The following is a 25,966-nucleotide window of genomic DNA, read 5'->3' as shown; positions in this document are numbered from 1 at the left end:
GATGACCCCGACCATCCGCCGCGCGACGCCCGCCGATGCCGGCCTCCTGTCCCGCCTGGCTGCCCGCACCTTCACCGAAACCTTTGGTCATCTCTATCCGCCTGAAGACCTCCAGGCCTTCCTCGACGAGGCCTACGCCGAAGACAGGCAGCGCGTGATCCTTTCGCATCCCGACTACGCGGTCTGGCTGCTGGAGGACGACGGTCGCGCCGTCGGCCATGCCGCCGCCGGGCCCTGCGGCCTGCCGCATCCCGAGGTCGCGCCCGGCGACGGCGAACTCAAGCGGCTGTACCTGATGGCCTCGCACCAGTCCGGCGGCTGGGGCGGCCGGCTGTTCGACACCGCGGTCGCATGGTTGGAGCGCGCCGGGCCGCGCACGCTGTGGATCGGCGTCTGGTCGGAGAACCTGGGCGCCCAGCGCTTCTACGCGCGCCGCGGCTTCGAAGCGGTGGGCGAGTACGTCTTCCCCGTCGGCCGCGCCCGCGACCGCGAATTCATCCTCCGTCGCCCGGCCATCGCCGCAACCACCGGCACAGGTGCGAGCGGCCCCGGCCGCAACCGGGATCCCGATGCTTCGCGCTGAAACCGCGAAGGGCGGGCCCGGACGCGCGCTGCCCACCGCGACCCGCGTGCTCCTCGTCCATGGCCTCTGGATGCCGCCCCTGGCCATGCGGCGCCTCGCATCGCGGCTGGGCGCGGCCGGATACGGGACCGACATCGTCGGCTACCGCAGCATCGTCGGCAGCACGGACTCGGCGGTGCGTCGCGTGCGCGAGCGCCTGCGTGATGGCCCCGCGACCCACGTGGTCGGCCACAGCCTTGGCGGGCTCATGGCGCTGGAGGCGCTGCGCTCCGAACCGACGCTGCCGGTGACGCGCGTGGTCTGCCTGGGAACGCCGCTGTGCGGCAGCGGCGTGGCGAAGACCCTGTCGCGTCACGCGCTGACCACGCTCTACCTCGGCCGCAGCGCCGCGCTGCTGCGCGCGGGCTGCGTGGCGCTGCCCGAAGGCGTCGAAGTCGGCATGATCGCCGGCCGTCGGCCGCGCGGGCTGGGCGCGCTGGTGGCCCGTTTCGACGGGGCGCACGACGGCACGGTGTCGGTCGACGAGACCAGGGTGCCTGGACTGGCCGGCCACGTCGTCGTGGATGCCTCGCACAGCGGACTGCTGTTCTCCGCCGAAGCAGCCAGGCAGGCCATCGCCTTCCTCGAGCAGGGTCGCTTCCCGAGGTCTCCAGGCTGTCCAGGGGAAGCCGCTACGCGGTGAATTGATCGTCGGAGCGCGAGGGCGGAGGGTGTGCAGGCACTCCGTGGGCTGTCCCGCGCGCCGGCGGTCACCCGCGCGCCACCGGCCGCGCACCCCGTCAGCCCGCCCCCTCCGCACAGCCAGCGGTGTCCTTCTGCCTCCAGCCCGGTGAGCAAGGGGAAACGGGTAAAATCGCCATTGCTTTCAAAGAAGGACAGGTGGCACGCATGGGCAGAGGCCCCTCCATCGAGTCCCGCAAGAACGCGGAAGATTCGCGTCGCGGGAAGATCTTCACCAAGCTGATCCGCGAGATCTCGGTCGCCGCGCGCGCCGGCGGAGGGGACCCCGGGGGCAACCCGCGCCTGCGCAGCGGCATCGACAAGGCGCTGGCGGCGAACATGACCAGAGAGGTCATCGAGCGCGCGGTCAAAAAGGCAACCGGTGAGCTCGAAGGCGTCGATTACGAGGAGATCCGCTACGAGGGCTATGCCCCGGGCGGGGTCGCGGTGATCGTCGACTGCCTGACCGACAACAAGGTGCGCACCGTGGCCGACGTGCGCCACGCCTTCGGCAAGTTCGGCGGCAACCTCGGCACCGACGGCTCGGTGGCCTTCATGTTCCGCAAGCAGGGCATCCTGCGCTTCGGCGCGGGCGCCGACGAGGACGCGGTCACCAACGCCGCGATCGAAGCCGGTGCCGACGACGTGGTGGTCTATCCCGATGACGGAGCGATCGACGTGCTGACCACGCCGGAGGACTTCGCCGCCGTGCGCGACGCCATGGCCGCCGCCGGCGCGCCGGCCGAGCACGCCGAGGTCACCATGCGTGCCGACAACGACGTGGCGGTGGACGGCGAGACCGCGCAGCAGGTGGTGAAGCTGCTGGCCTGGCTGGAAGACATCGACGACGTGCAGGCTGTTTATTCCAACGCCGAGCTCGGCGACGACGCTTACGCGTAAGCTGGGCGACGTGACCAGGATCCTCGGCATCGACCCGGGCTCGCAGCGCACCGGCGTCGGCATCATCGACGTCGACGCCACGGGCCGCACCACGCACGTGTACCACGCGCCGCTGGACCTGCTTGCCGGCGCCGCGGCCGCGCCCGGGGACCTGCCGCAGCGCCTGCGCCGGCTGCTCGACGGCCTGCGCGCGGTGCTCGACGAGCACCGTCCGGACGAGGTCGCGATCGAACAGGTGTTCATGTCGAAGAACGCCGACTCCGCGCTCAAGCTCGGCCAGGCCCGTGGCGCGGCGATCTGCGCGGTGGTCATGCGCGACCTGCCGGTGCACGAGTACGGCGCGCGCCAGGTGAAACTGGCCCTGGTCGGCACCGGCGCCGCGGACAAGGCCCAGGTGCAGCACATGGTCGGCGCCATGCTCGGCCTCAAGGGCCGGCTGCAGGCCGATGCCGCCGACGCCCTGGCGATCGCCATCACGCACGCCCACGTCCGCGCCAGCGCGCAGCGGCTGGGCATCGATTCGAAGATGGCCTGGAGCCGTAGATGATTGGTCGCCTGAGGGGCCTGCTCGCGCACAAGTCGCCGCCGTGGCTGGTGGTGGACGTCAACGGCGTGGGCTACGAGCTGGAGGCGCCGATGAGCACCTTCTACGAGCTGCCGGTGCTGGGCAAGGAGATCTCGCTGTTCACGCACTACGCGCAGAAGGAAGACTCGGTGTCGCTGTACGGCTTCAGCACCGAGTCCGAGCGGCGGCTGTTCCGCGATGTGCAGCGGGTCAGCGGCATCGGCGCGAAGATCGCGCTGGCGATCCTGTCGGGCGCCAGCGTCGAAGAGTTCGCGCGCCTGGTGCAGGCCGGCGACGTCACCGCGCTGACCCGGATCCCGGGCATCGGCAAGAAGACCGCCGAGCGCATCGTGGTGGAACTGCGCGACCGTGCCGAGGCGATCATGGGCGGCGCCACGGCGTTGCCGCGCGCCGGCGTGCCCGCCGATCCGCTGTCGGAGGCGACGGTGGCCCTGCAGCAGCTCGGCTACAAGCCGGCCGAAGCCCAGCGCATGGCCCGCGCCGCGCAGGTCGAGGGCGATACCCCCGAAACCATCATCCGAAAAGCGCTACAGTCCGCGCTTCGCTGAGCCGGCGCTCCACGGAAATCCGATGTCCGAAGGCACAACCAAGCTCGCAGCTGCGTCACAGGGCAGGCGTGGCGGGGGCCGCGACCACGGCGGCGGCAGTGGCGGCGGCTCCGGTCCGGGCCACGGCAGGGTCGGGCTGACGGGCCTCGTGGTCGGCGCGATCGGCGTGGTCTTCGGCGACATCGGCACCAGCCCGCTGTACACCCTGCGCGAAGCCTTCAACCCGCACTACGGACTGACCGCCAACCACGACACCGTGCTCGGCATCCTGTCGCTGGTGTTCTGGGCGCTGACGGTGGTGGTGACCTTCAAGTACGTCACCATCATCATGCGCGCCGACAACGAGGGCGAGGGCGGCATCATGGCGCTGATGGCGCTGGCGCAGCGCAGCCTGAAGCCGGGTTCGAAGTCGGTGTACCTGGTCGGCATCCTCGGTGTCTTCGGCGCCTCGCTGTTCTTCGGCGACGGGGTGATCACGCCGGCGATCTCGGTGCTGTCGGCGGTCGAGGGGCTGCAGGTGGTCGCGCCGGGGCTCGACGACTGGATCGTGCCGATCACCGTGGTGGTGCTGGGCATGCTGTTCGCCACCCAGCGCTTCGGGACCGCGAAGGTCGGGCGCATATTCGGGCCGATCACGCTCCTCTGGTTCACGTCGCTCGCGGCGCTGGGCGTGCTCAACATCCTGCACGAGCCGGAGGTGCTGAAGGCCATCAACCCGTGGTGGGCGGGGCGCTTCTTCGTCGAGCACAGCTGGGGCGGGGTGTTCATCCTCGGCGCGGTGGTGCTGGCGGTCACCGGCGGCGAGGCGATCTATACCGACATGGGCCACTTCGGCGCGCGGCCGATCCGGCTGGGCTGGTACTGGTTCGTGCTGCCCTCGCTGATGCTGAACTACCTGGGGCAGGGCGCGCTGGTGCTCGAGGATCCCACGGCGATCCGCAATCCGTTCTTCATCGGCGTGCCCGAATGGGGACGCTGGCCGATGGTGGTGCTGGCCACCGCGGCCACGGTCATCGCATCGCAGGCGGTGATCACCGGCGGCTTCTCGGTCGCACGCCAGGCCATGCAGCTGGGCTACATCCCGCGCATGCGCATCAAGCACACGTCCAGCGAGACCATCGGCCAGATCTACATCCCGGCCATCAACTGGTCGATGGCGGCGATCGTGATCGCGCTGGTGCTGAGCTTCCGGACCTCGTCGGCGCTGGCCACGGCCTACGGGGTATCGGTGTCGATGACGATGCTGATCGACACCCTGCTGCTGGCGATCGTGGCCCGTGCGCTGTGGCCCAAGTGGCGCCGCTGGGTGCTGCCGTCCTGCGTGGCCTTCGTGGTGATCGACGTCGCGTTCGTGGTCGCGAACGGCGCCAAGGTGCTGCAGGGCGGCTGGTTCCCGCTGGTCCTGGGCGTGGTGCTGTTCACCCTGCTGCGGACCTGGCGCCGCGGGAAGCAGGTCCTGCGCGAGGGCAACCAGGCCGACGGCCTGCGCCTGGATACCTTCATTTCGGGCCTGATGCTCGCGCCGCCCGTCAGGGTTCCTGGCACGGCGATCTTCATGACCAGCGACCCGGGCGTGGTGCCGCACGCGATGCTGCACAACCTCAAGCACAACAAGGTGCTGCACGAGCGCAACCTGTTCCTCACCGCCCACACCCTGACCACGCCCTTCGCGCCCGCGGAGCGGCGGCTGCAGGTGCACAACGTCGGCGATGGCTTCTATCAGGTGACGCTGCGGTTCGGGTTCATGGAGACCCCCGACGTGCCGCTGGCGCTGATGCGGGGGTGCGACATCGAGGGTCTCGATCTCGACCCCATGGAAACCACCTACTTCACCAGCCGCGAGTCGATCGTGCCCTCCCGGCACGTCGGCATGCCGCTGTGGCGCGCCCGGGTGTTCGCCGTCATGCATCGCAACGCGGCGCCGGCCAATGCCTACTTCCGCATCCCCGGAAACCGTCTGGTGGAGCTGGGGGCGCAGGTGGAGATCTGAGTCCGGGGGCTGGCAAGTGCGGCGTGCGGCCCCATGTCCTGCACAGACCCTGGCCTTGTGCCGCGCGCGACGCACCGACCAGGCCACGGTGCGCGCGCTGCGACGCTGTTACGACGGCGCCGACGCCTTTCCGCACGATCCAGTTCAGCGCGCGCCTGGCGGCGGCGATGGGCCTGCCCTTCGCCTTCGCTCAAGACCGCCTGAACCCCTCGCGGATCACTCTATCCTCCGCAACAACGTGGATCCTCTGGTCTCTTCACACGGCCGGATGTAGGGTGTTCGGCAATCAGTTGAAGCCAACGGGAGCGCGCATTGGACGCGGAGGCCAGCCAGCCGGGCAAGCGCAGGGAGCTGACTCTTTTCCTGTTCATCACCGTGGTGCTGTTTCCACTGCTGTCGGTGATGATCGTGGGCGGCTACGGGTTCGCCGTCTGGATCTGGCAGATGTTCAACGGTCCGCCGACTGCCTGAGGCCATGGGGACGCCGTGGCCGCCGCCGTGAACCATCGTCCCGACCGCAGCCGCAGGGCGCTGCTGCAGGGCCGCCTGCGCGCGCGCCCGCTGCTGCGCCCGCCGTGGGCACTGGACGAATCCCTTTTCGTGGACGCGTGCACGGGCTGCAACGCCTGCGTGGCCGCGTGCCCGGAGGCCGTGCTGCTGGCCGGCGAAGGCGGGCTGCCCGAGTTCGATCCGGCGCGCGGTGAGTGCACGTTCTGCGGCGACTGCGCGTCGGCCTGTCGCGAGTCGGCGTTCGGCCCGCTGTCCGACCCGCCCTGGACGCTGCGCGCACAGGTCGGCGACGCCTGCCTCGCTGCGCGCGGCATCGTGTGTTCAAGCTGCCGCGATGCCTGCGGCGAGTCGGCGATCCGCTTTCCGCCCACGCGCACGGTGCCGATGCCGCAGGTGGACGCGGACCGCTGCACCGGCTGCGGCGCCTGCGTGCAGGGCTGTCCCGCGACGGCCATCAGCCTGGCGCCACTTGTCGCGGAGATGCCCGTTGAAGCCTGACCCTGTTCCGGAGTGGCACCTGGCCAGCCTGGTGGTCCGCCACCATCCCGAAGCAATTCCCGCGCTTGCAGCGGCCGTCGCCACGGCCGAGGGCCTCGAACTCGCGCTGCAGGACGACACCCGCAGCGTGCTGGTGCAGGAAAGCGACGGCACCGCCGGCCTGATGGCCAATATCGACCTGCTGCAGGCGCTGCCCGGCGTGGTCACCGTCAACCTCGTCTACCACCACGTCGAGCGGTCGCCGCCGCCCGGCGATGTTCCCGCATCCGCTTCACAGGAGTCACACAGATGAGTACCAGCCGCCGCGAGTTCATCCGCAACAGCGCCATTGCCAGCGCCGCCGTCGCCGCCGGACTGCCGGTGCCCGGCGGAGCCGCCGTCGAGACGCTGGCCGAGGGCGACAAGGATCTCAAATGGAGCAAGGCGCCGTGTCGGTACTGTGGCACCGGCTGCGGCATCAACGTCGCCGTGCGCAACGGCCGCGTGGTCGCCACCCACGGCGACGTCAAGGCCGAGGTCAACCGCGGCCTGAACTGCGTCAAGGGCTACTTCCTGTCGAAGGTGATGTACGGCGCCGACCGCCTGACCACGCCGCTGCTGCGCAAGCGTGATGGCGCCTACCACAAGGAAGGCGACTTCACCCCGGTCAGCTGGGACGAGGCCTTCGACGTGATGGAGGAGAAGTTCCGCGCCGTGCTCAAGGCCAAGGGCGGCGAGGGCATCGGCATGTTCGGCTCCGGCCAGTGGACGGTGTGGGAGGGCTACGCCGCCAACAAGCTGATGAAGGCCGGCTTCCGCAGCAACCACATCGATCCCAACGCGCGCCACTGCATGGCGTCGGCCGTGACCGGCTTCATGCGCACCTTCGGCATGGACGAGCCGATGGGCTGCTACGACGACATCGAGGCCGCCGACGCCTTCGTGCTCTGGGGCTCGAACATGGCCGAGATGCACCCGATCCTGTGGACCCGGGTCACCGACCGCCGGCTGTCGAATCCGCACGTCAAGGTGGCGGTGCTGTCGACCTACGAACACCGCAGCTTCGACCTCGCCGACATCCCGATGGTGTTCAAGCCCCAGACCGACCTGGTGATCCTGAACTACATCGCCAACCACATCATCAAGTCCGGCAGCGTCAACCGGGAATTCGTCGACAGGCACACCACCTTCAAACGCGGCAACGACGACATCGGCTACGGCCTGCGCCCCGAGCACCCGCTGGAAATGGCTGCGAAGAACGCCGGCGACGCCAACGGCGGCACGCCGATCGGCTTCGACGAGTTCGCCGCCTTCGTCGCGCCGTACACGCTGGAAAAGACGGTCGAGATGACCGGCGTGGAGCGCGGCTGGCTGGAAAAGCTGGCAGCGCTGTACGCCGACCCGAAGGTCAAGGTGATGTCGTTCTGGACCATGGGTTTCAACCAGCACACGCGCGGTACGTGGGCGAACAACATGGTCTACAACATCCACCTGCTGACCGGGAAGATCGCGACGCCCGGCAACAGCCCGTTCTCGCTGACCGGGCAGCCCTCGGCCTGCGGCACCGCGCGCGAGGTCGGCACCTTCAGCCACCGCCTGCCGGCGGACATGGTGGTGACCAATCCCGAGCACCGCGCGATGGCCGAGGACATCTGGAAGATCCCGCGCGGGATCATCAAGGAGAAGATCGGCTACCACGCGGTCGAGCAGAACCGCGCGCTGAAGGACGGCCTGCTCAACGCCTACTGGGTGCAGGTCAACAACAACATGCAGGCCGGCGCCAACATCCTGGAGGAGGGCTGGCCCGGCTATCGCAATCCCGACAACTTCATCGTGGTGTCCGACGCCTATCCCACGGTCACCTGCCAGGCCGGCGACCTGATCCTGCCCTCGGCGATGTGGGTGGAGAAGGAGGGCGCCTACGGCAACGCCGAGCGCCGCACGCATTTCTGGCACCAGCTGGTGGACGCGCCAGGCGAGGCGAAGTCGGACCTGTGGCAGCTGATGGAGTTCTCCAAGCGCTTCACCACCGACGAGTGCTGGCCGGAGGAGATCCTGGCGGCCAACCCGGAGTTCCGCGGCAAGACGCTGTACGAGGTGTTGTACCGCAACGGCAAGGTCGATGCGTTCGGCGTGGACGGGATCGAGGAGGGCTATGCCAACGACGAGGCCGACGCCTTCGGCTACTACGTGCAGAAGGGCCTGTTCGAGGAGTACGCCGAGTTCGGCCGCGGCCACGCCCACGACCTGGCACCCTTCGACCGCTACCACCAGGAGCGCGGCCTGCGCTGGCCGGTGGTGGACGGAAAGGAAACCCTGTGGCGTTACCGCGAGGGTGCCGATCCGTACGTGACGCCGGGCACCGGTTTCGAGTTCTACGGCAATCCGGACGGCAAGGCGGTGATCTGGGCGCTGCCCTACGAGCCGCCTGCGGAGTCGCCCGACGACGAATACGACCTGTGGCTGGTCACCGGCCGCGTGCTCGAACACTGGCATTCCGGCTCGATGACCATGCGCGTCCCGGAGCTGTACCGCGCCGTTCCATCGGCCGTGGTGTTCATGCATCCCGATGACGCGCTGGCGCGTGGGCTCAAGCGCGGCGACGAGGTCGAAGTGGCCTCGCGCCGCGGGGCGATGCGTACCCGGGTCGAGACCCGCGGCCGCAACCGCATGCCGCGCGGGCTGATCTTCGTGCCCTGGTTCGACGCCGCCCAGCTGATCAACAAGGTCACGCTGGATGCGACCGACCCGATCTCCAAGCAGACCGACTTCAAGAAATGCGCGGCCAAGGTCGTCGCGGTGGGAGCCTGACATGCGCCAAGTCCTGAAGCCTGTCCTGTGCCTCATCGCCGGCCTGGTGCTGGCGCTGCCGCTTGCCGCCTGCGGCGACCGCGACGCAGGCCCCGAGATCAAGCCGCCGGCGCCCCCGATCAGTGCCCGCGGCAATCCCGCGCAGGAGCTCGACGGGATGCGCCGCCACGTGCCGGTGGACGTCGAGATCACGCCGCTGCCGATGGCCCGGGTGGAGAACTTCGACCGTACGCGCGGACGCGCCTACCCGATGCAGCCGCCGACCATCCCGCACTCGATCGACGGCTACCAGGTCGACCTCAACTCCAACCGCTGCATGCTCTGTCACGCGCGCAACACCGCGGCGCAGTTCCAGGCGCCGCCGGTGAGCGTCACCCACTACATGGATCGTGACGACCAGTTCCTGGCCGAAGTCTCGCCGCGGCGCTACTTCTGCGTGCAGTGCCACGTGGTGCAGACCGATGCGCAGCCGCTGGTCGCCAACGGCTTCATGGACATCGACGAGGTGCTGCGCATGGAGCGCGCGCAATGAAGGCCTGGCAATGGCTCCGCGACACGGTGCCGGGGTTCTGGCGGCAGTTCAGCCGGCCGGCAAGGCACCTGAGCCTGGGCTTCCTGACGCTCGGCGGCTTCATCGCCGGGATCGTGTTCTGGGGCGGTTTCAACACCGCGCTCGAGGCGACCAATACCGAAACCTTCTGCGTCAGCTGCCACGAGATGAACGACAACGTGTTCGCAGAGCTCAAGACCACGATCCACTACACCAACCGCTCCGGCGTGCGCGCGACCTGCCCGGACTGCCACGTGCCGCACGACTGGACCGACAAGATGGCCCGCAAGATGCAGGCATCGAAGGAAGTCTGGGGCAAGATCTTCCGCACCATCGACACGCGCGAGAAGTTCCTCGAGCATCGCCTGGAGCTGGCGCAGCACGAGTGGGCGCGACTGAAGGCCAACGACTCGCTGGAATGCCGCAACTGCCATGACTACGACTCGATGGACCTGACCCGCCAGGCCGGGCGTGCCGCCTTCGTCCACCGCAGCTACCTGGCCACCGGCGAGGCGACCTGCATCGACTGCCACAAGGGCATCGCCCACCGCCTGCCCGACATGACCGGCGTCCCCCAGGGCGTCCAGGCCAGCCAGTCCCTGCCATCGCCCCACTGACCCGATCCCTTCCCCCGCGGGCGGGGGAAGGGGGGCTGTGCGACCATATCGCGATGGAAGAGCAACGGATCATCGGCCCCGGCGCCACGCGCGAGGACGCCGCCATCGAGGCCTCGATCCGGCCGCAGCGGCTGGACGACTACCTCGGCCAGCAGCCGGTGCGCGAGCAGCTGTCGATCTACATCGAGGCGGCGAAGAAGCGCGGTGAGGCCATGGACCACGTGCTCATCTTCGGCCCCCCCGGTCTCGGCAAGACCACGCTGTCGCACGTCATCGCCAACGAGCTCGGCGTCAACCTGCGCACGACCTCGGGCCCGGTGATCGAGAAGGCCGGCGACCTGGCGGCGCTGCTGACCAACCTGCAGCCGCACGACGTGCTGTTCATCGACGAGATCCACCGCCTGTCCCCCGTGGTCGAGGAGGTGCTGTACCCGGCGATGGAGGACTTCCAGATCGACATCATGATCGGCGAGGGCCCGGCGGCGCGCTCGATCAAGCTCGACCTGCCGCCGTTCACCCTGATCGGCGCCACCACCCGCGCGGGCCTGCTGACCGCGCCGCTGCGCGACCGCTTCGGCATCGTCCAGCGGCTGGAGTTCTACAGCGCGGACGAACTGACCCGGATCGTGCGGCGCTCGGCGAAGATCCTCGGCATCGACTGCGTGCCCGAGGGCGCCGACGAGATCGCGCGCCGCGCCCGCGGTACCCCGCGCATCGCCAACCGCCTGCTGCGCCGCGTGCGCGACTACGCCCAGGTGCGCGCGGACGGCCGCATCGACAGCGACGTGGCCGCCGCGGCGATGCAGATGCTGAAGGTCGACCCCGAGGGCTTCGACGACCTCGACCGCCGGCTGCTGAACCTGATCATCGAGAACTTCGACGGCGGCCCGGTGGGCGTGGAGTCGCTGGCCGCCGCGCTGAGCGAGGAGCGCGGCACGCTCGAGGACGTGATCGAGCCCTACCTGATCCAGCAGGGCTTCCTGGTCCGCACCGCGCGCGGGCGCATGGCCACCAACAAGGCCTGGCGCCACCTGGGCCTGCAGCCGCGCGGGCCGGCGGCCGAGGCCTTGTTCTGAACGCCCCGATCCTCGATCCAGTCGCCGTGAGCACCTCGTAATGCCTTTGTTCAGCCTTCCGACCCGCGTCTACTGGGAAGATACCGACGCCGGTGGCGTGGTCTACCACGCCCGGTACGTGGCTTTCCTCGAACGCGCGCGCAGTGAATGGATGCGCAGCCTCGGCTACGGGCAGCAGGCCCTGATCGACGGGCTCGACCTGGTGTTCGCGGTTCGCGACATGCAGCTCGACTTCCGCCGCCCTGCACGCCTGGACGACGCGCTCGAGGTCACCGTGGCGCTGGCGCGCGTGCGTCGGGTCAGCCTGGAGTTCGTGCAGGAGGTCCTGCATGGCGGCGACGTGCTGGCCTCGGCGCGGGTGCGGGTGGCGGCGCTGGATACGCGCAGCTTCCGGCCGCGCGCGCTGCCCGACGTGCTGTACGGACAACTCAAACCCCTGGAATCGAACGTGGAGCAACATCGATGAGTGCAACGGCCATCCTGATGCAGGTGAGCAGCGCGGAACCCTTGCCCGAGGACGCGCCGGCGGACACCGTCGCGCTGGCCGCCGACGCCGCGAACCAGGCCGCCACGGTGCCGGTGACCGGCGGTGAGCTCGACCTCATCCACCTGGTCCTGCACGCCTCGCTGCCGGTGCAGCTGGTGATGCTGCTGCTGCTGTTCGCCTCGATCGCCTCGTGGGTGATCATCTTCCGCAAGAAGCGCATGCTCGACCGCGCCGAGAAGGAGGCCGACCGCTTCGAGGAGCGCTTCTGGTCCGGCGCCGACCTCGGCAAGCTCTACAGCGCGGCCAGCGAGCGCAACCGCGACGTCGAGGGCCTGGAAGCGATCTTCGAGGCCGGCTTCCGCGAGTACAGCCGGGGCCACCAGCGTCGCGGCGGCGATGGCCGCGCCCAGCTCGAGGGCGCGCAGCGCGGCATGCGCGTGGCCAGCTCGCGCGAACTCGACGGCCTGGAGCACAACCTCGAGTTCCTCGCCAACGTCGGCTCGATCGCGCCCTACGTGGGCCTGCTGGGCACCGTGTGGGGGATCATGATCGCCTTCCAGGGCCTGGCCAACGTCAAGCAGGCCACGATCGCCAGCGTGGCCCCGGGCATCTCCGAGGCGCTGATCGCGACCGCGATGGGCCTGTTCGCGGCCATCCCGGCGGTCTGGGCCTACAACCGCTTCGCCACCAAGGTCGAGCGCGTGGCCGGCCGCTATGACGCCTTCTCCGACGAGTTCTCCTCGATCCTGGAGCGCCAGTCCTCGGGCGGCGAGGCCTGATCCATGTCCGTCCGCACCCGCCGCGGCAAGCGCCGCCAGCTCAAGAACGAGATCAACGTCGTGCCCTACATCGACGTGATGCTCGTGCTGTTGATCATCTTCATGGTGACCGCGCCGCTGATGAACCTCGGTACGGACATCAACCTTCCCGACTCCAATGCGCGTTCGCTGGAGGCGCCCGAGGATCCCCTGGTGATCAGCGTGTATGCCGACGGCGCCCTGGCGCTGATGCTGGAGGGAGACAACCAGTCCGTGACGCGGGACGACCTGCTGGTCCGCCTGCGCGCGATCAACAACCAGAACCCGGGCGCGGCCGTACTCATCAACGGCGATGGCGCCGCCAGCTATCAGCAGATCATGCACGCGCTGGATGCGGTCAACGATGCCGGCATCACGCGTGTCAGCCTGATCAGCAGGCCGGTCGAGGCGGGGCTCTAGATGCGCGACAGCCGCGCCGATACCGCGCAAGCCGTGGTGCTGGCCCTGCTGCTCCACGTCGCTCTGTTCGGGCTGATCTTCCTGGGCATGTGGTGGACGCGCAGCGCCGCGCCGGCTTCGGCAGCGGGCTCGCCGATCAGCGCCGAGCTGGTCGATGCCAGCAGCCTGTCGACGGCGATGCAGCGCAGCCTGAGCGAACGTCCGGAGCCGTTGCCGCCTGCGCCGGATCCCGAGCCTGAGCCCGAACCCGAACCCGAACCCGCCGTGGTGGAAGAGGCGACGCCCGAGCCGCAGCCCATCCCGACGCCGCTGCCCGAGGATGCTCCGGTGGAACCCCAGCCGGCGCCGCAACTGCAGGTGCCCGAACCCGCGCCAGTCGACCAGGACGCAGCGCGGCGCGACGCGATCGCCCGCGAGACCGCCGAGCGCGAACAGGAAGAGCGCCGCCGCCAGGAGCAGATCGACCTCACCGAGCGCAAGCGGCAGGAAGAGGCCGAGCAGAAGCGGCGCCTGGCCGAACAGAAGCTCGCCGAGCTGCGCCGCCAGCAGGACCAGGCGCGACGCGAGCGGGAGCAGGCCGAACGCAACCTCGAGCGGATTGCGCAGAGCAGGGCGGCGGAGGCTTCCGACCAGGCTGCCGCATCCGCGCCGCCGCCGCCGGGCAACGGGGGCGTGGACCCGAACCTGTCGAGTCGCTATCAGGCCGCGATCCAGGAGGCGATCCTGGGCAACTGGACGCGCCCGGACAACGTGCCGCTGGGGCAGCAGTGCAGGATGACCATCACCCAGGTGCGCGGCGGAACCGTGGTCAGGGTGGAGTTTTCGTCCTCCTGTCCCTACGACGAGCTCGGCCGCCGCTCGGTGGAGGCCGCGGTGCGCAAGGCCGAGCCGTTGCCGTACGCGGGCTTCGAGAGCGTATTCAACCGCACCCTCAACCTCAATTTCAGGGCCGAGGACCGCTGATCTCCTTCGGGGAGGAATCCGTTCATCCTTGTGAGCGCCTTCACGGCCATCCTGTCACCCTTGCAGAGTCCACCCCCGGAGCCCGGTATGACCCGAATCCAACGCCGGCTGGCCACCACGCGCGCGTGGTTGATCGCCTGCCTCGCACTTCTCCTGCCCTTTGCCGCCAGCGCGCAGCAAGGCGGCCTCGAGATCGACATCGTCGGCGGCAACGCCCAGGCGCTGCCGATCGCCGTCGTGCCCATGCCCTACCAGGGCAGCGGCGCGGCCCCGGATACCGACGTCGCGCGCGTGGTGCGCGAGGACCTGGCGCGCTCCGGCCAGTTCCGCGGCCTGCCCGAGCAGGACATGGTCGAGCGGCCCACACGCGGCGGCGAGGTCAACTACCCCACCTGGCGGATGCTCAAGCAGGACTTCCTGGTGGTCGGCCGCGTGGTCGATGCCGGCGGCGGCGCCTACCGCGTGGAGTACGAGCTGTTCGACGTGGCCAAGCAGGAGCGCCTGCTCGGTATCGCCATGACCGGCCGCGCCAACGCCATGCGCGACGTCGGCCACCAGATGGCCGACGCCATCTACGAGAAGATCCTGGGCGTGCGCGGCGCGTTCTGGACCCGCATCGCCTACGTGACCTCGACCGGCACCGGCGAGAACATCAACTACGCGCTGATGGTGGCCGACGCCGATGGCCACAACCCGCAGGTCGTGGTGCGCTCGACCGAGCCGCTGATGTCGCCCGACTGGAGCCCCGACGGCAGCAAGCTGGCCTACGTCTCCTTCGAGCACAACAACAACTCGGCGATCTACATCCAGAACCTCGGCACCGGCGCACGCGAGCGCGTGGCCAGCTTCCGCGGCATCAACAGCTCGCCGTCGTTCTCGCCCGACGGCGGCAAGCTGGCGCTGACCCTGTCGCGCAGCGGCAGCCCCGAGATCTACGTGATGGACCTCGCCAGCAAGGCCCTGACCCAGCTGACCAGCCAGATCGGCATCGACACCGAGCCGGTCTGGAGCGCCGACGGCCGCAGCGTCTACTTCACGTCCGACCGCGGCGGCCGGCCGCAGGTCTACCAGGTTCCGGCCGGCGGCGGCAGCGCCACGCGGGTCTCGTTCCAGGGCAATTACAACGCCAGCCCGACGGTGTCCTTCGACGACACGAAGATCGCCGTGGCGCAGGGTTCAGGAAACGTATACCGTATTGCATTGCTGGACCGCAGCCTGGGGACGCCGCGCTGGTCCACGTTGTCGCCGGGGTCGCTCGACGAATCGCCGAGTTTCGCCCCGAACGCCAGCATGGTCCTGTACGCGGGCAGGGAAGGCAGCAGGGGAGTCCTGTATGCCGTCTCTGCCGATGGGCGCGTGCGCCAGCGGCTGGTCCTTGCCGACGGCAACGTCCGCGAGCCGGCTTGGGGGCCCTATCGCGAACGATGACGCCGCGTGCACGGCCGATACAGCAATGTGAATTCACTGTGCCAAACCCTGAAGGATCGACGAGATGAATACCCCTATCCGCGTACTGCTGACGGCCCTGCTCTGCACGGCCGCCATTGCCTGTTCCAAGAAGGTCAAGGAAGAACCACCGGTGGCCCAGCCCGAGCCGCCGGCCACCACCCAGCCGGCCACCACGCCGGGCGCCTACACCCCCGAGGATCTGGATACCGACGCCTGCCTGCGCCAGCGCACGATCTACTTCGACTTCGACCAGGAGGCGGTGCGTCCGGAGTTCCAGGCGGCGATGGCCTGCCATGCCAAGTACCTGCGTGACCGCCCCTCGGCCCGCGTCACCCTCGAAGGCCATGCCGACGAGCGCGGCAGCCGCGACTACAACCTCGGCCTCGGCGAGCGCCGCGGCAACGGTGTGTCGTCCGCGCTGCAGGCCAACGGTGGTTCCGCCGGCCAGCAGACGGTGACCAGCTACGGCGAAGAGCGCCCGACCTGCACCGCCTCGAGCGAGGATTGCTGGGCGCAGAACCGCCGCGTCGAGATCACCTACACCGCCCGCTGATTCGGCGGCGTCAGCAGCACGTCGGCAGCTGGTGGGGAACCCCGCCAGCTGCCGATTGTCTTTCAAGTGTCCGAAAACCGATGCCCATGCCATGACCCGCAGCCATTTCCTGACCAGCCTCGTCTTCGCCACCGCCGTGTCCGCCGCCCTGGTGGCGCCGCCGGCCGCCGCCCAGCGTGCCAGCCTCGGTGAGCGCGTGGCCGCGCTCGAAGCGCAGGCCGCGAACAACCAGGGCAACATCGACCTGCTCAACCAGATGACCGCGCTGCGCGAAGAGCTGCGGACCCTGCGTGGCCAGGTCGAGGAGCTCCAGCAGCAGAACAGGACGCTGGAAACCAGCATCCGCAACCAGTACCTCGACGTCGATGACCGCCTGAACCGGCTGGAAGGCGGCCCTGCGGGGCAGGTCGACGGCCAGGCGGCCGCCGCGGCCCCCGCGGCTTCGCCCGCCGCCCCGGCTCCGGCCCCGACGCGGCCCGCGCCCGCCGACAGCGCCCCGATCGTCTTTGGCGATGCCGGCCTGCTGGCCAACGCCGCCGACGAGCGCGGCGCCTACGAAACCGCCTTCGCCGCGCTGCGCTCGGGCCAGTACGCTGAAGCGGCCGGCCTTTTCAGCGAGTTCCTGCGTCTGTACCCGACGGGTTCGTACGCGCCCAACGCCACCTACTGGCTGGGCGAGAGCTATTACGTCACCCAGGATTACGCGGCCGCGCAGGCGCAGTTCCAGGCCATCCTCCAGCGCTGGCCCACGCACGACAAGGCGCCGGGCGCGCTGCTGAAGGTCGGCCTGTCGCAGTACGGACAAAGCGACCTGGTCGCCGCCGAGGCGACGCTGGCACGCGTCACCGAGCAGTACCCGGGCACCGACGCCGCCCGCACCGCCGACGACCGGCTGCGCTCGATCCAGCTCAACAGCCTGCGCTGAACCGGCGCTCCGGGGCCCGGCCGGTTCGGGGGCCGCGCGCTACAATAAGGGCCATGGATACCCCTTCCGCCGGCTCCGGCGCGGCGCCCGCCGCGGCCCCGGACCGGCTTCGCATCACCGAGATTTTCCTGTCGCTCCAGGGCGAGGCGCGCGACGCCGGCTGGGCGACGGTGTTCGTGCGCCTGACCGGCTGTCCGCTGCGCTGCCGCTACTGCGATACGGCCTATGCCTTCCATGGCGGCGAGTGGCGTGACGTCGATGCCATCCTTGAAGAGGTGGCAAGCCACGGCGTCCGCCACGTCTGCGTGACCGGCGGCGAGCCGCTGGCGCAGAAGCGCTGCATCGGCCTGCTGCGCCGGCTCTGCGACGCCGGCTACGCGGTGTCCCTGGAGACCTCGGGTGCGCTGGACATCGGCGAGGTCGATCTCCGGGTTTCCCGCGTCCTGGACATCAAGACGCCGGGCTCGGGGGAGGACGCGCGCAACCTGTGGAGCAACATCGCGCTGCTGACGCCGCACGACCAGGTCAAGTTCGTGATCTGCAGCCGGGTGGACTACGAGTGGGCGCGCGGCGTGGTGGCCGAGCACGCGATCGCCGAGCGCTGCGACGTGCTGTTTTCGCCCAGCAAGTCGGAAATCGATGCGCGCGAGCTGGCCGACTGGATCGTTGCCGACCGGCTGCCGGTGCGCTTCCAGATGCAGCTGCACAAGATCCTCTGGAACGACGAACCGGGTCGCTGAGCGCCCGTTGACGCAATACGTGCAGGAGCCAAATGCTTTGAAGAACGCAGTCGTCCTCGCCTCCGGCGGCATGGATTCCGCCGTCGTCCTGGCCATCGCGCGCGAGCAGGGGTTTTCCGTGCATGCGCTGAGCGTGGCCTACGGCCAGCGGCACACGTCCGAACTCGATGCGGCGGCGGTGCTCGCGGCGGAGCAGGGCGCGGCCGCGCACAAGGTGGTGGGCGTGGACCTGCGTGCGATCGGCGGATCGGCCCTGACCGCGGACATCGACGTGCCCGAACCCGGCAGCGCCGGCATCCCGGTCACCTACGTGCCGGCGCGCAACACCATCATGCTGTCGATCGCGCTGGGCTGGGCCGAGGTGGTGGGCGCGGCGGACATCTTCTGTGGCGTCAATGCCGTCGACTATTCCGGCTACCCGGACTGCCGCCCCGAGTTCATCGACGCCTTCGAGCGCCTGGCCAACCTGGCGACCCAGGCCGGTGTGGACGGCGCCGGCATCCGCGTGCACGCGCCGCTGCAGCACATGTCGAAGGCGGACATCGTCCGCGAGGGCCTGCGCCTGGGCGTGGACTTCGCGCAGACGGTGTCGTGTTACAGCGCCGATGCCGAAGGCCGCGCCTGCCGGCATTGCGATGCCTGCGCGCTGCGCGCCGAAGGATTCTCGGCCGCCGGCGTGGCAGACCCGACGCGCTACGTGGACTGACCGTTCCAGCCGCTTCGGAATCCGCCTTGAGCCGGGTCACGCGCTGCGGCCGTGGGTCCGCCGTGACATAATTCGCGGTCTCGTGGGGCCGTTAGCTCAGTCGGTAGAGCATCGGACTTTTAATCCGCTGGTCGATGGTTCGAATCCATCACGGCCCACCAACAGCACAGGCAGCGCCTTCAGGCCGCCTCTGCTTCCGCTACCGCGTCCAGCACCTCGTCGCCGTAGCGTTCGATCTTGCCGGCGCCAATGCCGCCAATCAGGGCGAGATCGCCCGGAGTGCGCGGGCGCAGCCGCGCGATCTCGCGCAGGGTCGCGTCGTGGAAGATCACGTACGGTGGCACGCTCTGCTCGCGTGCCAGCCGTGTGCGCATCTGGCGCAGTGCTTCAAACAGCGGCCGGTCGACGGCGCCGACCTCGACTGCCGGAGTGCGATTGCCACGGTCGCGCTCGCGCGCCCGCGCCCGCGGCGCTTCCTTGCGCAGCAGCACTTCGCGGCGCCCCTGCAGCACCTCGCGGCTGTCGGCGTTGAGGCGCAGGCCGCCGTAGCCCTCGCTGTCGACCTCCAGCAGGCCGGCGGCCACCAGCTGCCGGAACACGCCGCGCCAGCTGCGCGCGTCGAGTTCGGTGCCGATGCCGTAGGTGCTGATCCCGTCGTGGCCGAACTGGCGGATCCGCTCCGATTCCGAGCCGCGCAGGACGTCGATCAGGTGCGCTGCGCCAAAGCGCTGCCCGGTGCGGTAGACGCAGGACAGCGCCTTCTGCGCCGCCACCGTCGCATCCCAGGTTTCGGCCGGATGCAGGCAGTTGTCGCAGTTGCCGCAGGGTTCGCCCGGGCCCTTGGCGGCATAGTCTTCGCCGAAGCAGGCCAGCAGCACCTGCCGCCGGCAGCGGGTGGACTCGCAGTAACCGACCAGGGCGTCGAGCTTGCGGTGCTCAAGGCGCTTGCGCTCGTCGCCGGATTCGGACTGGTCGATCATCTGCCGCAGCATGACCACGTCACCCAGGCCCTGGCACATCCAGGCTTCGGCGGGGTCGCCGTCGCGGCCGGCGCGGCCGGTTTCCTGGTAGTAGCCCTCGATCGACTTGGGCAGGTCCATATGCGCCACGAAGCGCACGTCGGGCTTGTCGATGCCCATGCCGAAGGCGATCGTCGCCACCACCACCACGCCGTCCTCGAGCAGGAAGCGGCGCTGGTTGGCGGCGCGCACCGAGGCGTCGAGGCCGGCGTGGTAGGGCAGGGCGTCGATGCCGGCCTCCTGCAGCATGGCGGCGGTCTTCTCGACCTTGTTGCGCGACAGGCAGTAGACGATCCCGGCCTCGCCGCGATGGCCTTCGATGAAGTCCAGCAGCTGGCGGCGGCCGTTGTCCTTGTTGACGACGGTGTAGCGGATGTTCGGGCGGTCGAAGGAGCTGGTGAAGCGCCGTGCGCCTTCGAGCTGCAGGCGCTCGGCGATCTCGCGCTGGGTCGGCGGGTCGGCGGTGGCGGTGAGCGCGATCCGCGGCACCTGCGGCCAGCGTTCGTGCAGCACGGTGAGCTCGCGGTATTCGCGCCGGAAGTCGTGGCCCCACTGCGAGACGCAGTGCGCCTCGTCGATCGCGAACAGGGCGATGCGGCTGGCGTCGAGCAGGGACATGAAGCGCGGCGTGAGCAGGCGCTCGGGGGCGACGTAGAGCAGGTCGAGCGAACCCTCGCGCAGTTCGCGCTCGATGGCCGCGGCCTCGGCGCCGTCCAGCGTGGAGTTGAGGAAGGCCGCGCGCACGCCCAGCTGGCGCAGCGCTTCCACCTGGTCCTGCATCAGCGCGATCAGCGGCGAGACCACCACCGCCGTGCCTTCGCGCAGCAGCGCCGGCACCTGGTAGCACAGCGACTTGCCGCCGCCGGTGGGCATCAGGACCAGGGCGTCGCCGCCGCCGGCCACGTGTCCGATGATGGCGGCCTGTTCGCCGCGGAAGGTCTCGTGGCCGAAGACCTCGTGCAGGATGCGGTGTGCGGCGTCGCTCATGCGCCAAGGATACCGGCGATACCCACTGCTGGCCTATCGGGTATCGGCCCCGGGCACGGGTAGGAAGGCTTCGCCATGTGCGGCGTCGTCCCTGGAGTCAAGACTTGCCGAGCAGCAGAGCGCGGGGCCCTCCAGATCCCCGCGAAGGCCTCCCGGCCGCGACGGGGCCTTTCAGGTCACCGCCCCGTGGTCGTCAGACGCGCAGCGTATGCGACATCACTGCAGCAGGGAGCGCAGCATCCAGGCGTTCTTCTCGTGGATCTGCAGGCGCTGGGTCAGGAGGTCCACGGTGGGGTCGTCGCCGGCGTCATCGGCGTGGGACAGGGCCCTGCGGGCGGTGCGGCACACGGCCTCGTTGCCGTCGACCAGCTGGCCCACCATGGCACGCCAGTCCGGCGCTTCGGTGAGGCCCGGCTCTTCGGCGATCGTCGACAGTTTGATGAACTCGGCGTAGGAACCCGGCGCGTTGTAGCCCAGTGCGCGGATTCGCTCGGCGATGTCGTCGAGCGCGTTCCACTGTTCGGTGTACTGGTCCATGAACATCGCGTGCAGCGAGTTGAACATCGGCCCGGTCACGTTCCAGTGGAAGTTGTGGGTCTTCAGGTACAGGGTGAAACTGTCGGACAGGAACTGGGCGAGATCCTGCGAGATCGTCTTGCGATCCCTGTCCGCGATCCCGATATCCACGCCCGGAGCCACCGAACCGGCGGCGGGGGAGGCGACGGGAGCGGCCTTGCGCGAACCCGTCCGCTTGGCGGCCGTGGTTTCGTTCTTGGTCCTGGTTTTCGTCTTGGTCTTCGCCATCACTGTGTCCTTTCTTGTCAGCGCGCGACAATGGGCGCGATATGGGGAGGGGAATGAAGCGGCCCGGAGCTGCGAATCGTGCATGAATGAAATGGAGTCTAGCCCCCGCAATGCAAGCCTGGCGTCAAGACGTCCGGGGCGCGAGGGCATCGATGGCGCGCTGAGCCGCGACCGCGGCCGGCTGCTCGGCCTGTGGCGACGCCATGAGCAGGCGCGTGGGGACGAGGTCCGTCGCAAGGCGTTCGAGGACGCACTCGCGCGCTCGGTGGCGCAGCGCGAAGCGCGCGCCGCCAGCCTGCCGCGCGCGGAGGTCGATCCGTCGCTCCCGATCGCGGCCGAGGCCGAGCGCATCGTCGAACTCCTGCGCGCGCACCAGGTGGTGGTGGTGGCCGGCGAGACCGGTTCCGGCAAGACCACCCAGCTGCCCAAGCTGTGCCTGGCCGCGGGCCGCGGCGCGGCGGGCCTGATCGGCTGCACCCAGCCGCGCCGCATCGCAGCGCGCGCGGTGGCGCGGCGCGTGGCCGAAGAGCTGCAGGTGCCGTTGGGCGGCGCCGTGGGCTACCAGGTGCGCTTCACCGAAAAGGTCGGCGAGCAGACCGCGGTCAAGTTCATGACCGACGGCATCCTGCTGGCCGAGATCCAGTCCGACCGCTGGCTGTCGCGCTACGACACCCTGATCATCGACGAGGCGCACGAGCGCAGCCTCAACATCGACTTCCTGCTCGGTTACCTGAAGCAGCTGCTGGCGAAGCGGCCCGACCTGAAGCTGGTCGTGACCTCGGCCACCATCGATACCGCGCGCTTCTCGGCGCACTTCAACGATGCGCCGGTGGTCGATGTCGAAGGCCGCGGCTACCCGGTCGAAATGCGCTACCGCGCGCTCGCCGGCGGCGCGGACGGCACCGTCCCGGGCGACGACGGCGCGATGTCCACCACCGACGGCATCGTCGCTGCCTGCGACGAAATCATCATGCGCGGCGGCAGCGGCATGGGTGGCGACGTGCTGGTGTTCCTCCCGGGCGAGCGCGAGATCCGCGACGCGCACCGTGCGCTCGAGGGCCGCAAATACCGCCACACCGAGGTGCTGCCGCTGTACGCGCGCCTGTCGGTGCGCGACCAGGACCGCGTGTTCAACCCCGGTTCGCAGCGCCGCATCGTGCTTGCGACCAACGTCGCCGAAACCTCGCTGACGGTGCCGCGCATCCATTACGTGGTAGATCCGGGGCTGGCGCGGGTCAAGCGCTACAGCCCGCGGCAGAAGCTCGACCGCCTGCATATCGAACCGATCAGCCAGGCCAGCGCCAACCAGCGCGCCGGCCGCTGCGGCCGCATCGCTCCGGGCACCTGCTACCGGCTGTACGACGAGGCCGACTTCGCCGCGCGTCCGGAGTTCACCGACCCCGAGATCCGCCGCGCCGCGCTGGCCGGCGTGATCCTGCGCATGCTGGCGCTGGGCCTGGGTGCGATCGAAGACTTCCCTTTCCTGGAGCCGCCCGACGCGCGCGCGATCGCCGACGGCTGGCAGCAGCTGGCCGAGCTCGGCGCGGTGGACGCGGCGCGCAAGCTCACCGCCCACGGCCAGGCGATGGCGAAGCTGTCGGTGGACGTGAAGCTCGGGCGCATGCTGGTGGCTGCGAACGACCATCGCTGCCTGCGCGAGATGCTGGTGATCGCGAGCTTCCTCGGCATCCAGGATCCACGCGAGCGCCCGGCCGACCAGCGTGGGGCGGCCGATGCGGCCCATGCCGCCTTCCGGGATCCGAAGTCGGAGTTCGTGGCCATCCTGCGCCTGTGGGAGGCCTATCGCGTCGCGCACCAGGACCTGACCCAGTCGCAGCTGCGCAAGTGGTGCGACCGCAACTTCCTGGGCTTCCTGCGCATGCGCGAATGGCGCGAGCTGCATCGCCAGCTGAAGCTGCAGTGCGAAGGACTGGGCTGGAGCGAGGAGGATCGCGCCGGCGACGTGCTCTTCGCCGCGGGCGAGGACGATGACGCCGAGCAGGCGGCTGCGGCGGCGCCCGCCCGGGAAGGCGTCCGCCGATCGCGCCGGCGCCCGCGCCAGGGAACAACCGACAGCGTCATGAAGGATGCCGCCGCTGCCGCGCGTGATCTCTACCAGAGCGTCCACCGCGCGCTCATGGCGGGGCTGCCCACCCAGGTCGGCCACGCCCTGCCCGAGCGCGACAAGCGCCGGCAGGTCAGCTACGAAGGGCCGCGCGGGCGGCGCTTCCAGCTCTTCCCCGGGTCGACGCTGAGCTCGCGACCGCCGCCGTGGCTGCTCACCGCCACCCTGCTCGACACCGAGAAAGTGTGGGCGCTGACCAATGGCGCGATCGAGCCGGAGTGGGTGGAGGCGGAGCTGCCGCACCTGCTCTCCCGGCGCCACTTCGATCCGCGCTGGTCGCGCAGGCAGGGCCGCGTGGTCGGCAGCGAGCAGGTCGGCCTGTTCGGCCTGGTGCTGGCCGCTGCGCGGCCGTTCCACTATGGCGCCCACTATCCGGAGGAGGCGCGCGAACTGTTCCTGCGCGACGGCCTGGTCGCCGGCGAGATCAACCTGCGCGCGGATGTCGTCGCCCGCAACCGCCGCGCGCTGGCATCGGCCGAGGAGGAAGAGGCGAAGCAACGCCGCACAGGCCTCGTGGTCGACGAGGACTGGATGCTGCGCTGGTATCGCGACCGCATTCCCGCCGAGCTCATCAGCGCCCAGGCGCTGGACGCCTGGTACGCGAAGCTGACGAAGGAGCAGCGGCGCGAGCTGCAGTGGACCCGCGACGACCTGCTGGTCGCCGACGGCAGCGATGCGGAGCGCTTCCCCGCGTACTACCCGCTGGGGGATGCGCGGCTGGCCGTGCATTATCGCTTCGAGCCCGGCGCGCCCGACGACGGCATGACCGTGGTCGTGCCGCTGCACCTGCTCAACGCCCTGGATGGTCCACGACTGGGCTGGCTGGCGCCGGGCTTCGTGCAGGAGAAAGCCACCGCCCTGCTGCGCGGCCTGCCCAAGGCCCTGCGCCGCAACTTCGTGCCGGCGCCCGACTTCGCGCGCGCCTTCGCAGACGCCCATGGCGGCGCCGACGCGGCCACCGACAGCATCGGCGGCGCGCTTGCGCGCTTCCTCAAGCGCCTGACGGGCGTGGAGATCGGCGCCACCGACTTCGACGACGCGGCGCTGGAGCCGCACCTGCGCGCCAACCTGCGCCTGCTCGATGCCGACGGCCGCCGCGTGCTGGCCGAATCGCGCGACCTGGACGAACTCCGCGGACGCTTCGGCGCGCACGCCGCCGACGCGTTCGCCGCGCACGCGTCCGCCGGGCTGGCGCGCGAGGCGCTGACCGCGTTCCCTGACATGCCGATCCCGGTCTCCGTGCCCGGCGCCGGCGGCGTGCCGGCATTCCCGGCGCTGCACGACGACGGCGACAGCGTGTCGCTGGAGGTCCACGCCGACCGTGCCGAGGCCGAGCGCCAACACCCCCGCGGCGTGCGTCGGCTGCTGGCGCTGGCCGTCGCCGACCGCGTGCGCCATGCGCGCAAGCAGCTGCCGGTGCAGTCGAAGACGGCGCTGCTGTATGCCGCGATCGAGTCCACCGCGCCGCGGGGCGCCGGCGGCAGCCGTCCGGCGGACACCCTGCGCCAGGACCTGGTGGACGGCGCCTTCGCTGCGTTGACCGCTGAAGGCCTGGGCGATATACGCGACCCCTCGGCCTTTGCGGCGTGCAGCGACGCCGTCGGCAAGGCCCTGTTTCCCGAGGCGATGCGCCGCCTGCAGCAGGCGGAGACGATCCTCGCCCTGGTGGCCGAGGCGCGCGCCGCGCTCGACGCCAAGCTGATGGGCTGGGCGCGCGGCAACCTGGATGACATGCAGGCGCAGCTGGCTGCGCTGGCGCCCGCCGGCTTCCTGCGCGAGGTCCCCGCCGCGGTACTGGCCGAGTACCCGCGCTACCTGAAGGCCCTGGCCACCCGCGCCGGCCGCGCGCTGAACGACCCCACGCGCGACCAGCAGCGCATGCTCGAACTCAAGCCCTTCGCCGACGCGCTGGCGCTTGCGGCGGCCGGGGGGCGTGCGGGCGAACCCGGCTGGCAGGCCCTGCGCTGGGACCTGGAAGAGCTGCGCGTGCAGGTCTTCGCGCAGGAGCTTGGCGCGAAGGGCGGGGTGTCGCCGAAGAAACTGGCGGCGCGGCTGGCCGCGCTTACTTGATGCGCACGACCTTGGCGCGGGTGTTGTAGCCTTCGACCTTCAGGTACCAGGCGCTGCCCATCACGCTGACGTTCAGGCGCACCGCAGGGTTGTCCTGGCGCACGCCCGACAGCTTCGAATCGTCCACCTGCTTCCACACATGGCCATTGTCCAGGGTGTACTCGTTGCCCTTGGCGAAGCCGCGGAACTCGCCGCTGATGCGCGACTCGATCGGCTCCGTGGAGCCGATGGTGGCGAAGCCGCGCTGCTCCTCGACAACTTTTTCCTTGGCATCGACGACGGCCTTGGCGGTCTCGCCCTGGATGGTGCGGTTGAGCCAGGCGTCGAGCCGTTCGAGCTCGTCCGCGCTGAGCTTGTCCAGGCCCGCGGCCTTGAACTCCTCGGGTGTCATCTGCGTCTGGATCGCCTGCTGGGCCGCGGCCGGGGCGGCGATGAAGAGCAGGGCGGCAAGGAAAATGCTGCGTACCGGCATGGCGTCTGTTCCCGGGGGCGAGGTCGAGCTAGTGTAAACCGTCCAAGCCCGTGGATTGGCGTTCGACGTGGTCGACACTGT

The 25,966-nt window shown here is 69.9% G+C and carries 26 protein-coding genes, 1 tRNA gene and 1 pseudogene; 25 read left to right on the top strand and 3 right to left on the bottom strand.

Annotated features, from left to right (window positions below; genetic code table 11):
• The first annotated feature begins 1 nt into the window (after position 1).
• From E2169_RS04605 to E2169_RS04490, 24 genes and pseudogenes are all read left to right on the top strand, one after another.
• Positions 2 to 583, top strand: coding sequence for a GNAT family N-acetyltransferase (locus E2169_RS04605; protein ID WP_132985387.1), 582 nt, complete (start codon positions 2 to 4; stop codon positions 581 to 583).
• A complete protein-coding gene (locus E2169_RS04600) occupies positions 570 to 1,265 on the top strand; it encodes an alpha/beta fold hydrolase (RefSeq protein ID WP_165942326.1) in 696 nt (231 codons plus the stop codon). Before E2169_RS04605 ends, E2169_RS04600 begins: the two co-directional genes overlap by 14 nt.
• A gap of 206 nt (positions 1,266 to 1,471) precedes the next feature.
• Positions 1,472 to 2,203, top strand: a complete 732-nt coding sequence (locus E2169_RS04595) for a YebC/PmpR family DNA-binding transcriptional regulator (protein WP_132985386.1) — start codon at positions 1,472 to 1,474, stop codon at positions 2,201 to 2,203.
• Between the two features lie 10 nt (positions 2,204 to 2,213).
• Positions 2,214 to 2,750, top strand: coding sequence for a crossover junction endodeoxyribonuclease RuvC (gene ruvC / locus E2169_RS04590; RefSeq protein ID WP_132985385.1), 537 nt, complete (start codon positions 2,214 to 2,216; stop codon positions 2,748 to 2,750).
• Positions 2,747 to 3,337 (top strand): Holliday junction branch migration protein RuvA, encoded by a 591-nt coding sequence (ruvA, locus tag E2169_RS04585; protein WP_132985384.1) that lies wholly within the window; start codon positions 2,747 to 2,749, stop codon positions 3,335 to 3,337. Before ruvC ends, ruvA begins: the two co-directional genes overlap by 4 nt.
• Before the next feature lie 22 nt (positions 3,338 to 3,359).
• Positions 3,360 to 5,327 carry a potassium transporter Kup gene (locus E2169_RS04580; protein WP_132985383.1) on the top strand — a complete coding sequence of 656 codons (1,968 nt, stop codon included), beginning with the start codon at positions 3,360 to 3,362 and terminating at the stop codon, positions 5,325 to 5,327.
• A 49-nt stretch (positions 5,328 to 5,376) separates the two neighbouring features.
• Positions 5,377 to 5,518: pseudogene (locus E2169_RS14550) on the top strand (LLM class flavin-dependent oxidoreductase); the annotation flags it as partial.
• Positions 5,519 to 5,639: 121 nt separating this feature from the next.
• Positions 5,640 to 5,798, top strand: coding sequence for a periplasmic nitrate reductase, NapE protein (gene napE / locus E2169_RS04570; RefSeq protein ID WP_132985382.1), 159 nt, complete (start codon positions 5,640 to 5,642; stop codon positions 5,796 to 5,798).
• 27 nt (positions 5,799 to 5,825) lie between these two features.
• Complete coding sequence (gene napF / locus E2169_RS04565) at positions 5,826 to 6,335, top strand: ferredoxin-type protein NapF (protein WP_132985381.1); 510 nt, start codon at positions 5,826 to 5,828, stop codon at positions 6,333 to 6,335.
• Complete coding sequence (locus E2169_RS04560) at positions 6,325 to 6,627, top strand: chaperone NapD (protein ID WP_165942325.1); 303 nt, start codon at positions 6,325 to 6,327, stop codon at positions 6,625 to 6,627. The genes napF and E2169_RS04560 overlap by 11 nt, the downstream gene beginning before the upstream one ends.
• Positions 6,624 to 9,125 carry a periplasmic nitrate reductase subunit alpha gene (napA, locus tag E2169_RS04555; protein WP_132985379.1) on the top strand — a complete coding sequence of 834 codons (2,502 nt, stop codon included), beginning with the start codon at positions 6,624 to 6,626 and terminating at the stop codon, positions 9,123 to 9,125. The genes E2169_RS04560 and napA overlap by 4 nt, the downstream gene beginning before the upstream one ends.
• A 1-nt stretch (position 9,126) precedes the next feature.
• The gene (locus tag E2169_RS04550; RefSeq protein WP_132985378.1) at positions 9,127 to 9,657 is read left to right on the top strand and encodes a nitrate reductase cytochrome c-type subunit; all 531 of its coding nucleotides are present in this window, start codon (positions 9,127 to 9,129) and stop codon (positions 9,655 to 9,657) included.
• The gene (locus tag E2169_RS04545) at positions 9,654 to 10,292 is read left to right on the top strand and encodes a cytochrome c3 family protein (RefSeq protein WP_132985377.1); all 639 of its coding nucleotides are present in this window, start codon (positions 9,654 to 9,656) and stop codon (positions 10,290 to 10,292) included. The genes E2169_RS04550 and E2169_RS04545 overlap by 4 nt, the downstream gene beginning before the upstream one ends.
• A 53-nt stretch (positions 10,293 to 10,345) precedes the next feature.
• A complete protein-coding gene (gene ruvB / locus E2169_RS04540; protein ID WP_132985376.1) occupies positions 10,346 to 11,368 on the top strand; it encodes a Holliday junction branch migration DNA helicase RuvB in 1,023 nt (340 codons plus the stop codon).
• 40 nt (positions 11,369 to 11,408) lie between these two features.
• Entirely contained in the window at positions 11,409 to 11,834 is a 426-nt protein-coding gene (ybgC, locus tag E2169_RS04535) for a tol-pal system-associated acyl-CoA thioesterase (protein WP_132985375.1), read from the top strand.
• The gene (gene tolQ / locus E2169_RS04530; RefSeq protein ID WP_132985374.1) at positions 11,831 to 12,634 is read left to right on the top strand and encodes a protein TolQ; all 804 of its coding nucleotides are present in this window, start codon (positions 11,831 to 11,833) and stop codon (positions 12,632 to 12,634) included. Before ybgC ends, tolQ begins: the two co-directional genes overlap by 4 nt.
• A gap of 3 nt (positions 12,635 to 12,637) precedes the next feature.
• Positions 12,638 to 13,072 (top strand): protein TolR, encoded by a 435-nt coding sequence (gene tolR / locus E2169_RS04525; protein WP_132985373.1) that lies wholly within the window; start codon positions 12,638 to 12,640, stop codon positions 13,070 to 13,072.
• Positions 13,073 to 14,035, top strand: coding sequence for a cell envelope integrity protein TolA (tolA, locus tag E2169_RS04520; RefSeq protein ID WP_132985372.1), 963 nt, complete (start codon positions 13,073 to 13,075; stop codon positions 14,033 to 14,035). It begins immediately after the preceding gene.
• 87 nt (positions 14,036 to 14,122) lie between these two features.
• Positions 14,123 to 15,463 (top strand): Tol-Pal system beta propeller repeat protein TolB, encoded by a 1,341-nt coding sequence (tolB, locus tag E2169_RS04515; protein ID WP_132985371.1) that lies wholly within the window; start codon positions 14,123 to 14,125, stop codon positions 15,461 to 15,463.
• A gap of 64 nt (positions 15,464 to 15,527) precedes the next feature.
• The gene (pal, locus tag E2169_RS04510) at positions 15,528 to 16,037 is read left to right on the top strand and encodes a peptidoglycan-associated lipoprotein Pal (RefSeq protein ID WP_132985370.1); all 510 of its coding nucleotides are present in this window, start codon (positions 15,528 to 15,530) and stop codon (positions 16,035 to 16,037) included.
• A 91-nt stretch (positions 16,038 to 16,128) separates the two neighbouring features.
• A complete protein-coding gene (ybgF, locus tag E2169_RS04505; protein WP_132985369.1) occupies positions 16,129 to 16,962 on the top strand; it encodes a tol-pal system protein YbgF in 834 nt (277 codons plus the stop codon).
• 53 nt (positions 16,963 to 17,015) lie between these two features.
• Positions 17,016 to 17,702: a 7-carboxy-7-deazaguanine synthase QueE gene (queE, locus tag E2169_RS04500; RefSeq protein ID WP_132985368.1), complete on the top strand. Its 687-nt coding sequence runs from the start codon at positions 17,016 to 17,018 to the stop codon at positions 17,700 to 17,702.
• 37 nt (positions 17,703 to 17,739) lie between these two features.
• Positions 17,740 to 18,408, top strand: a complete 669-nt coding sequence (gene queC / locus E2169_RS04495) for a 7-cyano-7-deazaguanine synthase QueC (protein ID WP_132985367.1) — start codon at positions 17,740 to 17,742, stop codon at positions 18,406 to 18,408.
• An 85-nt stretch (positions 18,409 to 18,493) separates the two neighbouring features.
• A tRNA-Lys gene (locus tag E2169_RS04490) sits at positions 18,494 to 18,569 on the top strand.
• Positions 18,570 to 18,587: 18 nt separating this feature from the next.
• Here the strand turns inward: E2169_RS04490 and recQ are convergent.
• Together recQ and E2169_RS04480 are read right to left on the bottom strand one after the other, a co-directional pair.
• Positions 18,588 to 20,414: a DNA helicase RecQ gene (recQ, locus tag E2169_RS04485; protein WP_132985366.1), complete on the bottom strand. Its 1,827-nt coding sequence runs from the start codon at positions 20,412 to 20,414 to the stop codon at positions 18,588 to 18,590.
• A 216-nt stretch (positions 20,415 to 20,630) separates the two neighbouring features.
• Positions 20,631 to 21,218 (bottom strand): Dps family protein, encoded by a 588-nt coding sequence (locus tag E2169_RS04480; RefSeq protein ID WP_132985365.1) that lies wholly within the window; start codon positions 21,216 to 21,218, stop codon positions 20,631 to 20,633.
• An 82-nt stretch (positions 21,219 to 21,300) separates the two neighbouring features.
• Between E2169_RS04480 and hrpA the strand changes: the two genes are divergently transcribed.
• On the top strand, positions 21,301 to 25,413 hold the full coding sequence (hrpA, locus tag E2169_RS04475) for an ATP-dependent RNA helicase HrpA (protein ID WP_132985364.1): 4,113 nt from the start codon (positions 21,301 to 21,303) through the stop codon (positions 25,411 to 25,413).
• Here hrpA and E2169_RS04470 read toward each other — a convergent pair.
• Complete coding sequence (locus E2169_RS04470) at positions 25,406 to 25,885, bottom strand: hypothetical protein (protein WP_132985363.1); 480 nt, start codon at positions 25,883 to 25,885, stop codon at positions 25,406 to 25,408. The genes hrpA and E2169_RS04470 overlap by 8 nt on opposite strands.
• Positions 25,886 to 25,966: the final 81 nt, after the last annotated feature.

The sequence above is a fragment of the Luteimonas terricola genome (assembly GCF_004352845.1).
In the GTDB taxonomy this organism is placed as follows: Bacteria; Pseudomonadota; Gammaproteobacteria; order Xanthomonadales; family Xanthomonadaceae; genus Luteimonas; species Luteimonas terricola.
Note: the sequence above shows the minus strand (reverse complement) of the source record. Positions and strands in the feature narration are given on the sequence as shown.